At 31.2% G+C, this 13,696-nt stretch carries 13 protein-coding genes; 5 read left to right on the top strand and 8 right to left on the bottom strand.

What is annotated here, in order from left to right:
• Positions 1–14 precede the first annotated feature (14 nt).
• From H526_RS0110095 to H526_RS28825, 8 genes are all read right to left on the bottom strand, one after another.
• A complete protein-coding gene (locus H526_RS0110095) occupies positions 15–1,088 on the bottom strand; it encodes a DUF2931 family protein (RefSeq protein ID WP_027392889.1) in 1,074 nt (357 codons plus the stop codon).
• The gene (locus H526_RS0110090; RefSeq protein ID WP_027392888.1) at positions 1,081–2,565 is read right to left on the bottom strand and encodes a T6SS phospholipase effector Tle1-like catalytic domain-containing protein; all 1,485 of its coding nucleotides are present in this window, start codon (positions 2,563–2,565) and stop codon (positions 1,081–1,083) included. Before H526_RS0110090 ends, H526_RS0110095 begins: the two co-directional genes overlap by 8 nt.
• A 46-nt stretch (positions 2,566–2,611) precedes the next feature.
• Positions 2,612–4,396 carry a type VI secretion system Vgr family protein gene (locus tag H526_RS0110085; protein ID WP_027392887.1) on the bottom strand — a complete coding sequence of 595 codons (1,785 nt, stop codon included), beginning with the start codon at positions 4,394–4,396 and terminating at the stop codon, positions 2,612–2,614.
• 450 nt (positions 4,397–4,846) lie between these two features.
• On the bottom strand, positions 4,847–5,242 hold the full coding sequence (gene tssD / locus H526_RS0110080; RefSeq protein WP_027392886.1) for a type VI secretion system tube protein TssD: 396 nt from the start codon (positions 5,240–5,242) through the stop codon (positions 4,847–4,849).
• Between the two features lie 147 nt (positions 5,243–5,389).
• Positions 5,390–5,776 (bottom strand): type VI secretion system tube protein TssD, encoded by a 387-nt coding sequence (gene tssD / locus H526_RS0110075; RefSeq protein ID WP_027392885.1) that lies wholly within the window; start codon positions 5,774–5,776, stop codon positions 5,390–5,392.
• A gap of 256 nt (positions 5,777–6,032) precedes the next feature.
• The gene (locus H526_RS0110070; RefSeq protein WP_027392884.1) at positions 6,033–6,908 is read right to left on the bottom strand and encodes a TssN family type VI secretion system protein; all 876 of its coding nucleotides are present in this window, start codon (positions 6,906–6,908) and stop codon (positions 6,033–6,035) included.
• On the bottom strand, positions 6,905–7,828 hold the full coding sequence (locus H526_RS0110065; RefSeq protein ID WP_027392883.1) for a hypothetical protein: 924 nt from the start codon (positions 7,826–7,828) through the stop codon (positions 6,905–6,907). Before H526_RS0110065 ends, H526_RS0110070 begins: the two co-directional genes overlap by 4 nt.
• Positions 7,829–7,863: 35 nt before the next feature.
• Positions 7,864–8,493: a C40 family peptidase gene (locus tag H526_RS28825; RefSeq protein WP_081415589.1), complete on the bottom strand. Its 630-nt coding sequence runs from the start codon at positions 8,491–8,493 to the stop codon at positions 7,864–7,866.
• Positions 8,494–8,695: 202 nt separating this feature from the next.
• Here H526_RS28825 and H526_RS0110055 point away from each other — a divergent pair, with 202 nt between their 5' ends.
• From H526_RS0110055 to tssO, 5 genes are read left to right on the top strand one after another with little or no spacing between them, the layout of a single operon-like run.
• A complete protein-coding gene (locus H526_RS0110055) occupies positions 8,696–9,127 on the top strand; it encodes a GPW/gp25 family protein (RefSeq protein WP_027392882.1) in 432 nt (143 codons plus the stop codon).
• 8 nt (positions 9,128–9,135) lie between these two features.
• Positions 9,136–10,971, top strand: a complete 1,836-nt coding sequence (locus H526_RS0110050) for a type VI secretion system baseplate subunit TssF (RefSeq protein WP_027392881.1) — start codon at positions 9,136–9,138, stop codon at positions 10,969–10,971.
• A 23-nt stretch (positions 10,972–10,994) separates the two neighbouring features.
• Positions 10,995–11,984: a PKD domain-containing protein gene (locus H526_RS0110045; RefSeq protein WP_027392880.1), complete on the top strand. Its 990-nt coding sequence runs from the start codon at positions 10,995–10,997 to the stop codon at positions 11,982–11,984.
• Positions 11,985–11,988: 4 nt separating this feature from the next.
• Positions 11,989–13,146: a hypothetical protein gene (locus H526_RS0110040; protein ID WP_027392879.1), complete on the top strand. Its 1,158-nt coding sequence runs from the start codon at positions 11,989–11,991 to the stop codon at positions 13,144–13,146.
• Positions 13,147–13,173: 27 nt separating this feature from the next.
• A complete protein-coding gene (gene tssO, locus H526_RS0110035; RefSeq protein ID WP_027392878.1) occupies positions 13,174–13,689 on the top strand; it encodes a type VI secretion system TssO in 516 nt (171 codons plus the stop codon).
• The last annotated feature ends 7 nt before the right edge of the window (positions 13,690–13,696 follow it).

Here is a 13,696-nt window from a genome sequence, read left to right as displayed (position 1 = left end):
CTTATAAAATTCTATTATTTTGAAGCTTCATATATCTTAATTGTTAATTTTTTCATTTCGATGCGTTCGATTTCACTTTCAATAAATACCGTTATGTTACTGTTGTATTTATCTATTTCAAAATTTATGATAGCTTGTTTGGTTTTTGGGTTTGCAAAAATTTTATCGAAAGCTTCAAATATTTCAAGTTCATCAAAATATATTTTGGTTCCAAATTCATTTTTGTTTTTATCTACCCAATAGAATCTTGTGTATTTAGGAATCGCAAAATCTTGAAAAGATGTTAATAACGGATTTTTGCTAATAGTATGTATGCTTTCTCCATTAAAAAAGTCAATAAGGGTCTTTGTAGCTTCTGCTTCGTTATTAAAAGTGTAAACTGGTTTCCAAGAGAAACGTTTTCTGTATGTTTTCCAGATATCAGTTCTAATACCAACTTCGTTTAATTTTTTGAGCTTATCTTCTTTTAAACTATTTACTCTATTGGAAACATAGGTCGCTCTATCCAAAGTTGTGTTTGGTGATAAATCCTTAATTTCCATATCAATTTCTTGGGCTATATATTGACCTATTTCCACAGTTGAACCTGCTCCCAATAACCAAATAGATACAATTCCTCCAGGAGCCATACCTACTATGATCTTAGAATAGTTTTCTTGTTTATTTCTTCGATCTAGAAAACCTTTTTCAAAGAATTGCTGAATTTTTTCTGATGGTAAATCAAAATCACCACTATAAAACTTGTTTTCAGCATAAGAAATCCAAGTGATTTTTAATTTTTGAGGTATCGGTTTGAGGTCATCTCCAACTATGTAAGTTGATCCTATTTGTCCCCATCCATTATGTACAGTTCTTCCTCCACTAGGTATCTCAATAGAGGTTCCATCTTTCGTAATGAAATATCCTTCTTTTATTCTAATAGGATATATTTCTGGTGCACATTCTGTAGGTAGCCATTCATATTTCTTATCTTTTTGATTAGTTGTCATTATAGATCCAGTTTCTGATATATTATTTTTTTCTGAATTTTTACAAGAATTCAGATAGATCATCATTAGTATTAAAAGTATAAAATATCTTTTAGTCATTTAAATTTCCTTCAAGTGTCCCTCTTGTTCTTACACCATTTTCTCTATTAGGTTTCATAGGAGGTAGTACTCCTAGTACACGATCATTATAGTGCGCAGAGAAGTGGAAATATTCGTTACGTAATGCTTTTAACATTTCTTCATCCGCCGGATTCATAAAGGCAAGCTCTTCATTTTGATCGTTTACATATTCATCCAAACGTGTTTTTACTTCGGTTAGTTTTACTCTTTTTTCAGAATCATCAACAATGGGATAATCTTCGATGATTAAGTTTATGTCATATTCTAGTTTTTTCTTTATGGAGTATTCTACCATGATATGTAAGGGAATATAGCTGTATTTGTTAGAGATTCCTGTTCGTTTGGCTTTGAGAGTTCCCCAAAAATCATCTACCCAAATTTGACTAGTATTATCCAAATACCATCCTTGTTCAATAAGTCTAGTGCGTTCTTCTTCTAGTTTAGGTAAATATCCTCCATAGTCTAGTGTAACTTCTTCATTACAATTATCAGTATAGCCCCCTCCGATATCTGAATGTACTCCTGGGAGGTATTTTTCTTTTCCTCTTGCACTTCCAATTTTAGTTAACATGAAATTACTTCTATGTTCATCATTTGCTGCTAATTGAAATGTGAAACGTGCTTTTTTTATAGCATCCAAATTAAGTTGCTCTACATCATTTTGGTGATATACACCAAAAGAAGCTACAGTATCATATAATCCTACAAATCTAGCTTGGGGTTTTAGCTTTATCTCAAGGCCAAGTTCTTTTAGTTTTTCTCCTAACACGCCTCCATCTTCTTGGTATAGTTGTCCTGTATATTGATACAATCCATCCATTAAAATTTCTTTTTGATCTCCTTTTTTTTGATTAATTTCAAAAACAAAATTTCTCGCGGCGGCAGCTCCTCGACTAAAACCATAAGCGTCAATCTGGATACTATTTATTTTCTCAACTCCTAACTCATTAATGAGTTTAGCAATTTCCTCACATCCTTTTTTTACTTTACCTTTTACTCCTGTCGCACCTTTCCCCATGCTTTTTCCCCAGGTACTATCTCCTTCATGATCTTCTGTTCCGATGCCTTCTATATAGATGGAAAGTTGATGTTTTTTTTCTTCATTTATTTTTTCATAAGCTGGTTCCATTCTGGATACATTCGAATAATCATTATCATAACTTCCAGTTCTTTTAATACCAATCCAGTTCGTATATCCGTCAGCAGAATTTTTATCATATGGTTGACGGTTAGTTTTATTAGTATATTCAAGCCTTGCTCTAGTATTGGCTCGATTATTTAAAGTTCCATCAAAAAAAATACCGACTATTATATCAGCAGAATCATCTGGTGTTAACTCTTCATACTCTGCATTCCCTACATGTACTGGCGCGGTTTGTACATTAACTCCGCTTAGTACATTCTTAGTAGTTTCTTGTGCTCCTGATGAAGTAGCTGTTAATCCAATACTTCCCATAATGTTTAATTATTCAAGTGTGATTTTACAGATTATAAACAATGAATTATTCTCCATATTCCACTGTTTCGGCACTAGCAATAGTAATTTTACCACCTGCGTTGGTTTTTATTTCACCACTGGCATCGGTAGTTATTTCCTGAGCTTCCTGCTTATATTCACTACTAATTACTTTGATTGTTTCTCCTATCTGGCGATCTTCATTAGTCGCACTGATAAAATAATCTTCAGTAATTGTCTCACTTTTATTTTTTCCAACAGAAATATCTAAATTTTCATCTACATTTATCTGCATGTTTTTAGCATTCAATGTCATATTTTCTCCAGCTGAAATGGTGATATCATTATTGGCAGTATCAATATTTATAATATTTTGATTCTTATCGGTAATAGTAATAAATTCTGCGCCATCGGCATCATTTAATTCTACAGTATGACCACTTCTCGTGCGCAACGCTTTTACATCATTGCTTTGGGTATTCCAACTTGCAGGATTAGCTCCTCCTGTATATAAAGTTCCCAATACATAAGGTCTTTCTGCATTACCCCCTTCAAAACCAATCAATACTTCTTCGTCAAGCTCGGGTATGAAATGAAAACCTTTTTCTCCTCCAGCGTGCGGAGTGACAATACGTAACCAAGGAGTTAATTCTCCTGTTTCCCTTTGCCAAGGAAATTGTACTCGTATTCTTCCTATTCCGTCGGGATCACTATTTTCTTTTACAATTGCAACCTGAGATTCACTCTTAGGAAACGCCATTAGGTTCGTATTTGGATATACGTCCAAATCAGCAGTTACTCCTTCGAATTTATTTTGATATCTTCCGTTTTCTGTATTCGTGTGAGTTACTTTAGTAATTCTAAAACTACCATAGTCAGCACCTTCTCCTTTGATAGTAACTACTTGTCCAATTTTTACTCCAGGATTGTCGCTAGATCCTTTAAAAATCACCTGCTTTATTTCTTCAGCTTTTTTCTGCTGTTCTACATGTGTATCTAATCTTTGTTTTAGAGATGGATCGTTGTAAGAATTTAAATAAATATTAGTTTCATTAGGAAAGATTTCATCTCCTTTATTACTAGTAAAACCATTATATCCATTTACACCAGAACTAACTTCATTTGTTGCTTTTTCATGCTGTCCATCTGTAAGGTAGTCGTTAGTAAAATATTTGTAACTATTGGATGTAGGTTTTAAATCCAAAGAAAATTCCTGAAGATCGTGTCCATAAGTTAAAGTAACTTCCTCTTGGTCTTCTGGTCTACCGAATATAAGAGCACTTCCATCGTAGTAAAACCATTGGCTATATTGTGCAGCTAATCGACTTGAATATTGAAAAGCGCTTTCTTTATTTTGTACACTGTAATGAATGTTATCCGATCCAGATGGGTTGAAGATAGTTTTTAATTTTGACTGATCATAACCTTTAAATGTTTCATCTAAAATGGTGGTAAGATCGACGTCATTAAAAGAATTGTAATGTGGTCCATCATCAGCTATAATACTACAACTATGAGCTTTTATAGTCACTAGATCTCCATTTTGTTGATGGAACCCCTTGGTGCTATTGACAGAGGTTACTACCCCTTTAAACTCAAATTCTTTATACCCTGTAAAGGTTCCTATAGATGAAATTTGTATCGTAATTATTTGCCCTAGATAATCCTTGGTTTGAGAAGCAATATCTCCAGTTATATTTTCTAGAACATCCATTCTACAAACTAATTCTAGTACATGATGCGCATCGATTTCTTGATGCAGCATTAATCGTTTATAAGCATTTATTGCTGTTCCTCCAATAAATATTTGAGTGTTAGATTGCAACGCCATGTCTTTTGTTTTTTAGTGATTTAACAACCGATAAGTTGTCAATATAGTTTTCACAGGTTTTTATAAAGTTACCATTTTTAGATTAACAAATAGTATGTTTTTAAACAATACTATGTATTATCTGGTATAATAAGGATAACTCATATCTATATTATATATTCTAAGATAAGAGATTTTTGTTTTCAAAAATCATTTTTAGCTTTTCCCGTTCTTTCTCAAATAAACACCAAGAATTAAGAAGAGACACTTTTTAGACGGTTTTATCCAATAATATTCCTCTAAAACACTAAAAACTTTATGATAAATATTAAAGCGACCACTTTATAGGTATCATTAGTTTTTAGTAAGTTTATTTAATTTCAGAAATACTGTTATCTTAGAATAAAAATTCTTTGATATTCTATTCAATTATGAAAATATTCAAAATCACAACTGATAATAAAAAAAGAATTATACTTTAGAAGGCCAATTATTGGTAAACGTAGTTCCTTTAATTGAAATTTCTTTTGCGGATAAAACTAAATGTATCTGTAGCGGCTTAGTGCTTTCTGCATTAAAATGCTCCGTGTATTCGATACAATAAGCGTCCTTAACATCTACATTTTTTAGACTAGACATATTATCTCTTCTGAAAAAAGTAATTTTACAACTTTTGGTAATAGTAGGAGAGATGGTCCAGTCCAAGAAATCAGTTTTAGATGTAGATTCTATTAATAAACTAACTTGTCCTCCTTGTGGTTTTGCACAAGGTCTCCCTGTGTAATCGGTATCTTGTCTGAAGGTGAAAGAGCAATCCAAAATGTTTATCTCTTCCCCATCAAGATCTAATTTTGCTAAAAATGACATAAGTAATAATTTTAATGTGAATAACTACTTTATCAGTTCCATTATTGTTTACAAGAAAATGTAATATAGAGGAAATGATGATGTAAGATAAGAAAGGGAGTGAAAAAACCACTCCCTTAATTTAAATCTTATATAAAATGCAGAGGATTATACCCACTCATTTACGTGCTCACCGTTTCCGATAGAAATTTCTCTTGCAGAAATAGTAATTTTTTCTACCATAGGATTTTTTCCTGTAGCATCAAAATTCTCCATATACTTAACAGCGTATGCGTCAGCGAAATTTAATTCTTTAGAAGTTGCTTCTGTATCTCTCTTTAAGAAAACGATTGATCCACTTCTCATTTCGAAATTGTTAAACATCCAATCAGAAAGACTAGTGTCTGAAGTAGACTCTACTTCGATTGTAATCATTCCACCTCTAGTTACAGATGATGGACGTCCTGTTGCGTCAGTTTCTTGAGCTAAACCATAATTACAGTTTAATACATTGTACTCTTTTCCACCAACTTTTAATTTTGCTTTAAAAGACATAATAAATAATTTTTAAGTTAATAATAATAATTAATAATAAATAATAAACGTAACTTGTACGGTGTAAAGATAGTAAAATATATCATACTTAAGTTGTTACTATGTCGTTAAGTGTAAAGGGATTAATGGATTAAGAAAGAAAAAGACTACACGGTTTTCAGGGAATTTGCACTTTATCGTGAAGTTTATCCCACAAAAAAAAGATCTCAACGAGTAAATCGAGATCTTTTTTTAACAAAATTTTAACAATAAATTTTTATGCTCTTTTGCAGATGATTACATCATTTTCCTTGATATTATTTCCCTCTATTGTTCGAGTGAAATCAACATGTGTTTGCATGCCCATCCAATTTGGTTTTGTATAGAAAATCCATCCGTAAGGGTTGTTTTTATCATCTAAAAACTCTATTTCACCTTCAGGATGTCTATCATTATAATCATTTATGAAAAAGTAGAATAACTTACCAAACTCCATTTTTTCTGGTGCTTTTAATCTAAAGTTGCTCAGCTCATCAATATTTTCCCCCTTATTAAATTCAAAAGAAATAACCAACGGGTTAATCAATTCGTCATCTTTGGGATCTTTCATCTTTTTATCAATAGGGTAGAACCATTTCTTATATATAGGTACAGGAACGGAGACTGCAAATTCATAAAGTTTTACAATCATTATAGGGATAAGAAAGCAAATTGATGATGCTGTGAAAATATATTTGTAGTCAGGTTTGTAAATCCCAACAACGAACAGAAACGTAATTAATCCAACAAATACTGTTACTATAGTATATAAAAATTCTGGCCAGAATTTTGTTGGACCTTCTTCTGATAGGTTTGGGAAAAATTTACGCATGGCAAACACGTGTAAAGATCCCAAGCATAAAAATATTATTTGGAAACCTATAAAGCTGTTTAAAGGTATGTCATTAAGTACTTTTTCATTACTTAATAGGGCTGTCGCAGCAAATAATAAAAGTACTACTAGCATGTATAGTAAAAACTTCTTTTTGTTTTTAACAAAAAGTTTCTTCAACCCGGCAACGACTCCCATTAAAATAGCACTAACGGCCAATAGTAAGATTCCTACCTTAAAAAAATCAGCACTTAATGCTGCAGATTGTAATATCAAATTCATATCATAGTTGTTAGACCCATCCTGGGACCGTTAGTCTCATTTAATACAAATGTTTCTTCTTTACTCGAATATGTTACGTTAATTTTTGTGTCTATTTCCATAGGGATAAAATAGTCACAAAAGATAGTAATAAATTTTTTAGTAGCACCACTTACTATATATTTATCAATATTTTTTTGGTCAACAGGTCCTATGGTTATTTCCCAACAAGGATAGGAGATTACAGTTTCTTTTAGTTCTAAAACCAAATCAACTCCTAGTTGGTGTTCTTTAGAAGTGTCATTTATATTGTCATCTAAAGTTTTATACTTTTTTTCAATAGTTACTTTTTCTCCTATAATTTTTTCTAAACTTAAAGCAGTTAGTTCAATTTCACCCGATATTTTGTGTACATAAGGTAATAATTGCAAAAGTTTAATGCTATAATCAGAAGGAATCTCAGGGTCTAAATTCCAAAATTTTAAAAGAAAATCTGTCTTTAGGTTCGCAAACTCATTAATTAGTTTACGTTCGTTTTTTTCAATATTGACTCTTTGAGTGAAAAATTCGTTTTCTAAAGGGGAGAAAAAAGATCGAGCATCTTTTTCTTGTTTCTTCTGCTTTTGATGTAATTCTGTAAAAGAAATATTACTTTTTGCTTTTACAGGTTCATGAAATAGTCCTTCAGGTAAAGTGTCATAAAGACCATTTCTAGCAATATTAAATTGCAACTTATCTGTGTTCCCAGAATAGGAGTCTAATTTAAAATTAATTACATCTCTTCTATAGGATCTAGAAAAAGTACTATTATTAAAAACATCAATATCAGTTAGATTAACACTAGAGTTTTCTAAAATTTCAGTAACAAAAATTTCTGCTTTTAGATTTTGATAGGTAGTGGTTAATTCTTGATAGATGTCCTGTATCTCTTTGTTCTTCATTCGTTTAGTTGGTGTAAAGAATGCGAGCTTCTTCTCTAGTTTTCTACAGTGTTGGTGTTATTATTAAATTTAGGTTTTTTTCCAGCAGCGACAAACATTCGTTTCCAAGGTTGTTTTGATAGGTCACTAATTTGAACTCCATTTCCTCCAGAATTTCCTCTTCTTGAAGTAGAATGAACAAATTTGTTGTTTCCAAGATAGAATCCAACATGGCTGATTTCTCGAAATTCAGATCCTTTATTATTAAAAAAGATTAAATCTCCCTGTTTTAGGTTATGTAAACCCTTAAACTTATTTGTGTCTGGTGCATCAAATTGTTTTTGTGCTGTGCGTTCAATTAAATTACCATAAATATCATGATAAATGTATTGAGTAAAATAAGAACAATCAATTCCTTGTTTGGTATTTCCCCCTAATTTGTACGGTGCGTTCATCCAATCATCAATAAACTCAAATAAAGGTACGTTATCTATTTTCTTTGGAGGAACCCCCAATATTGCTCCATATTTTTTCTGGATCGGAAGGATGGCATTTTGTTTCGCTAGTGCAATAGAATCTCTTCTTGCTTGGGCTAAAGCTTCTTGTTCTGCTTTTTTAGATCCACCACAACTCATTGCCCCAACAATAATGATAAATAAAAATAGTGTTTTAAAAAGTGTATTCATTTGAAAAATAAAATTTACACAAATATAAAAAACTTATGCTTATTTTCTACTCTTAGTCCACTGATAACAATAAAATAAAATCATAAAATCTTGGATTGTTGTTTTTTTAGTTAGTTTATTGAATTATGAAGTGTAGATAAATAAAATCTTTATTAAATTGCATTTGCTTTGTAAGTAAATTAAAGCACACAAATTATCCTGTATGAATACTTCTTATTATAAGTTGCCTTTAGATACGTTTAGAATTGTTAAAAACAAAGAGATTGAGAGTTGTGATCTTAATCAATCTATTGTTGGGTATATTCATTTAATTACTACATCGTATTTTGGAGAATGTACTTTTGATGAATCTTTTGGGTGTTCCATTTGGAATGTGGATTTTGATAATCTTACTAGTACAAATAAGTTGCGTAACACTATTTCCGAATCTTTAGTGGAGAGTATAGTTTCTCAAGAAAGAAGACTTAAGAAAGTCACGGTCGATGTAACGATTCAACAAGAAGAATTTAAAAACAGAGGAAGTTTAAATAGGATTAAGAAACTAGTAGAGATAAAAGTAAATGGGGTTGTGAGTAGAACAAATGAACAATTTGCTTGTTTAGAAAGATTTTATATTGCTCCACTTTCATTTTAATAGGGTTTATGAGTACAGAAAATAAAGTTCAGATTAAAAATAGAATGATCAAAAAGGCGGCTTCTCTTTGGGGAGTTTCCCCCAATGAGATAGAGAGCTCTTTTGATCCTGTGGTATCTCTTCTAATTGGTGCCTGTGCTTCTGAGATAGAAAAAATTTCTGGAGAGATTGATAATTCGCAAACACGAATTACGGAGCGGTTGATTCAATTAATGACGCCAGAAACGTTATATGGATCTCGGCCTGCCCACGGTATTGTATATGCGGAACCAATCGAAAAAAAGACGACAATAACTCCTGAGCATTTATTGTATTATAAAAAGAAGATAAAGACTAAGAATGCGAGTACGGAATTAAAGAATATATATTTCTCTCCAATTCAACAGAATCAATTGATAGATGCTACTGTTAGTCGTATGATTTGCGGGAATAAAATTTTTGAACTAGAAGGAAAAAGAAAAACAACTAGTGATTTGTCTTTAAAGTCCGGTGGATCTTTGCCACCATCAACTTTGTATTTAGGTATAAAAACTGAACAGGATAAAATTTCATTAAAAGATGTTTCTTTTTATTTTGAACTATTAGATGTGCAAGAAAATGAGCTTTTTTATCATCATCTTAAAAACGCGAATTTTAGTTTTGTAGATCAAGAGTTTAAAACCTTTCCGGGTTATTATAATAGTGATGTCTCTAGGCGAATTAATTTAGAGTCCATATTTAATTATAAGCCTAATAAAACACGTAATATAGAGGAGCAAGTAAAGAAGTTATATCGAAAACATTTTATTTCTATAAAATCAGATATTTCGTTGAGTTCAAAGGTGGATATACCAGAAGAATTTTCTAAATTTATAGATCAGAAGGATCATGATGATTTGGCTGATTTTAATTGGATTAAGATAGAGTTTCCTAGAATTGTAGATAACTCGATTTTGGAAAGTGTTTTCTGTACTGTAAATGCTTTTCCGGCATTAAATAGAAAATGGGAGAGTATTTCGTATCAATTAAAGGACTATATTGATATTGTACCAATAAGTACGCAAGAATTGTTTTTGGATGTAAAATCTATTTCTAACACCTCTGGGAAGGATTATAGATTGCGAGAAAATGATTCGGCTTCGGATGATAAAGGAACTTATGTTATTAGAAGAGATAACGTAAGTAAATTAGATTATAGGAAAGCGAGAGAGTATTTGATTCACTTAATTGAACTATTAAAAGATGAAAGTGCTTCTTTTTCGTTTTTTGGAAATGATTTTTTGCAATCTAATATTAATGAATTAAATCAAAACATTTCTCTTTTAGAGAAAAAGGTTTCTGATATGAAAAAGTCTTCTGAGGAGACTAATTATATTTCTGTAAAACCTTACAAAAAGAAGGATACACTTCTTGTAGAGTATTGGACGACTAGTGGAGAAGATGCGAATCAGATTAAGTCAGGTAATAGTCTTAGTATTTATCAAGGTAGTGATCTTAAGCAAAAAGGAAGTATGTTTCTTACTTCTACATTCCAAGGTAAAAATAACCTAGGGATGGAAGAAAGACTAAATGCTTATAGAAGGGCATTGCTTTCTAGAAACAGAATTGTAACTAGAGAAGATGTAAAAGCGCTTTGTTATGAATTGTGTAGTAATAAGGTAGTGGAAGTAAAGGTGTCAAAAGGTTTTAAAACAGATATTCATGTTTCTAAAGGTCTTATTCCTTGTATTGAAGTAAAACTTTTGGAAAATAAGAAAGAGAATACTTCTTCGGTAGAATGGGATTCTTTAAAAAGTAATATTTTATTGATTTTAGAGCAACAATCTTTAAACGTTTTTCCTTACAAAATAACAGTGGTAAGTTAATTATATATTGAAAAGAGATACTAATGAAAACATCAAATAAAACAACAAATTATCATTTGGATAAAAGTGTGATATTGTTTTTTTTAATAACAATATTAGTAACGGCAACAGTGTTTGCCTTTAAGTATGTGAATTATGTTCCTTGTGAGATTATCGAATTTTCTTTTAAGGAAACTGAAATAAGAGTTGATGAATCTATTGAGTTTGAAGATAAAACAATAGGAGCATTAGAATGGAAATGGGACTTTGGTGATAGTACGGCTATAGATACTAGAAGAAAACCATACCATACTTTTAAAAAACCTGGTGAATATAATGTTTCGTTAATTGTTAATGGTAAATGCCCTAAAATTAGGAAGGTTACTGTTTTAGAGAAAAAAGAAATTTTAGACCCACTTAAGAAAGCTAAGTTTAAAATTTTAACTCCTAGAATTAGAGTTGGAGAAAAGTTAAAAGTTGAGGATAATACCTTAAACGCAGAAACTTGGGAGTGGAACTTTGAGAATGCTTTAGGAGGAACATCTAGAGAGGAAAGCCCTGAATATGTATATACTACAGAAGGAAAGAAAACGATTACCTTAATTGTTAACGGAGAACTTAAGTACTCTACTAAACAAACTATAGAGGTATTGCCAAAGAAAAAAGAAAAAATCCGTAAAGATGATATAGTGGTAAGAGATGTATCCGTTATACCAGATGATCCTATTGGAGATGATCCAATAGCAGATGATCCTAAGGATGAATTTAAAGCTCCTTTTATTAATGAAAAATCATTTAAGTCTAAATTGATTTTAGTATCAACCAAAAAATTGACGGCTAAAGATTTTAAGGATTATTTATGTGGGAATTTAGACCTTCCTATTATCGTAAAGAAAAAGCGAACTACTTTTATTGAATTTTGTGAAAAAATAAAAGGAAAGAGTATCGTTATAAAGGACTTAGATTTAACTCATGAAGATAATAACTGTATAAAGAACATTGTAATTGATTACAGGAAAACGAGTATATTTTAAAAAGATGGAATTAAAAAATAAAAATCATCATCGTGTCAATTGGATTGACGGAATGAAGATTAATAAGAATCATTTTATTGAGGCTGATAATGCATTTACTAATTTCTCCCAATTAATAGGTTCTAAGGATATTAATGCTATTAATTATGGTTTGTTACCTGATTTAGCAGGTGATGATGCAGTGGATATGGTTTTTTCTATGGATGGCCAAGACACTATAAAGGTACAGCTTAATAAATGTAAGGCGATTACCAAAGGAGGCTATATTATTAATATCACACCAGAAATATCTTCTGCATTAGAACAAAAGGGGAGTATCATTAATACAGAATATAAGATTAATAGCGCAGAAGAAGAGTGTTATATAGTACTTAGTGTGGATCCTTATGGAAGAGTTCCTGTTGGAGATGCTGATCCAGAGGAAGAGCCTCCGAGGCATCCTTTTGTATTACCTGAATATAGTCTTAATGTAATCAATTTATCAGAGGCTAATGAAGAAGAGTTCGGTAGACATCATATTACTATAGGACGAATCGAATTTAATGATGGTGTTGCTTCTTTAGCAGAGGATTTTATACCGCCTTGTGTGTCTATACAGAGCCATCAAGATCTACGTTATATCTATACTGAAATACATACTTTTTTTAATGCTATAGAAAAGTATTCTATGAACATTATACAAAAGATCTATCAAAAGAAACAGTCTAATGAGTTGGCTACAATGGTTTTAACATTGACTCAGAATACATTACAGTATTTAGGTGGAATGTTGCCAGAATTTAGGTTGTATGATAGGCATTTGCCCCCGGTTACTATGATTACTAAACTAATGTCTTTAGCAAGGGTGATCAAAAATAATATGGATGTGTATGTAGGAACAGGTAAAGAAGAACTACTAAATTATCTATCGGATTGGTGTGATTTAAATCAAGGAGCTTTTGAGAATGTATTGATAGAAATGATGGATTTAGAATATCAGCATACAGATATTAATAAGGCTTTACATAATGTCTCTAGTTTTACAAAATTGATGCTTTCTTTGTTTAAGAAATTAAATGAGCTAGATTATATTGGAAAAAAATCAGATTCTAATATATTTGTGAAAGAAGAGGTAATCGCTAAACCTGATGTTAAGAATAGACGAAGCTTCTTATTAGATTAATGTGTAATTAAATATAATTTTCGGAAAATGAAACCAAAAAACAGTAAAGAAAGAAGAAATAGTGTTTTAAAATTTGCCTTACTATTTTTATTTACAGCCGCATTAATTGTTACTGCATTCTTTTTTGATTTTGATAGAATACCTTTTAAAGAAAATGAAGTCTTACGAGAACGTACAGCAATTGTAGAAAAAGACGCAAAATTTCAGAAAGATTTTTCTAAAGGAATGTTTAAAATAGAAAAACTAATTGATTCGTTAGATAGGCCAGATAAAGAAGAAGATCTGTATTATATAAATAGATCTCTGGAGTCTGAAATTGGAGATCTTACTGAAGCTATCGATCCTAATGATACAACATATCGATATAGGATGTATGTAAATGTTGTGAGTTCTTACAGGCAGATAAAAGAGTTGAAAGCTCAGCTTGCTAAGCAGAAAAAGGAATTTCAAGAGTTTGATGAATATAAAGCAGCTCTAGAGAAAGCTAGAGAACAGTTAGATAGAGCTAGAAGCGATCTTGATCGCTGTAGAGCTGCTCTTTAGTTATCAA

The organism is Aquimarina latercula DSM 2041 (assembly GCF_000430645.1).
GTDB classification, from domain to species: Bacteria; Bacteroidota; Bacteroidia; order Flavobacteriales; family Flavobacteriaceae; genus Aquimarina; species Aquimarina latercula.
The sequence above is the reverse complement of the archived record's forward strand: the minus strand, read 5'-3'. Positions and strand labels throughout refer to the sequence as shown.

What these genes read in the sequence shown, in the direction of transcription:
- H526_RS0110055 (WP_027392882.1), top strand. Translation starts at nt 8,696, where the DNA reads ATGAATACTTCTTATTATAAGTTGCCTTTAGATACGTTTAGAATTGTT.
- tssD (WP_027392886.1), bottom strand. Translation starts at nt 5,242, where the DNA reads ATGTCATTTTTAGCAAAATTAGATCTTGATGGGGAAGAGATAAACATT.
- H526_RS0110045 (WP_027392880.1), top strand. Translation starts at nt 10,995, where the DNA reads ATGAAAACATCAAATAAAACAACAAATTATCATTTGGATAAAAGTGTG.
- H526_RS0110050 (WP_027392881.1), top strand. Translation starts at nt 9,136, where the DNA reads ATGAGTACAGAAAATAAAGTTCAGATTAAAAATAGAATGATCAAAAAG.
- H526_RS0110090 (WP_027392888.1), bottom strand. Translation starts at nt 2,565, where the DNA reads ATGGGAAGTATTGGATTAACAGCTACTTCATCAGGAGCACAAGAAACT.
- H526_RS0110085 (WP_027392887.1), bottom strand. Translation starts at nt 4,396, where the DNA reads ATGGCGTTGCAATCTAACACTCAAATATTTATTGGAGGAACAGCAATA.
- H526_RS0110065 (WP_027392883.1), bottom strand. Translation starts at nt 7,828, where the DNA reads ATGAAGAACAAAGAGATACAGGACATCTATCAAGAATTAACCACTACC.
- H526_RS0110070 (WP_027392884.1), bottom strand. Translation starts at nt 6,908, where the DNA reads ATGAATTTGATATTACAATCTGCAGCATTAAGTGCTGATTTTTTTAAG.
- tssO (WP_027392878.1), top strand. Translation starts at nt 13,174, where the DNA reads ATGAAACCAAAAAACAGTAAAGAAAGAAGAAATAGTGTTTTAAAATTT.
- H526_RS0110040 (WP_027392879.1), top strand. Translation starts at nt 11,989, where the DNA reads ATGGAATTAAAAAATAAAAATCATCATCGTGTCAATTGGATTGACGGA.
- tssD (WP_027392885.1), bottom strand. Translation starts at nt 5,776, where the DNA reads ATGTCTTTTAAAGCAAAATTAAAAGTTGGTGGAAAAGAGTACAATGTA.
- H526_RS28825 (WP_081415589.1), bottom strand. Translation starts at nt 8,493, where the DNA reads ATGAATACACTTTTTAAAACACTATTTTTATTTATCATTATTGTTGGG.
- H526_RS0110095 (WP_027392889.1), bottom strand. Translation starts at nt 1,088, where the DNA reads ATGACTAAAAGATATTTTATACTTTTAATACTAATGATGATCTATCTG.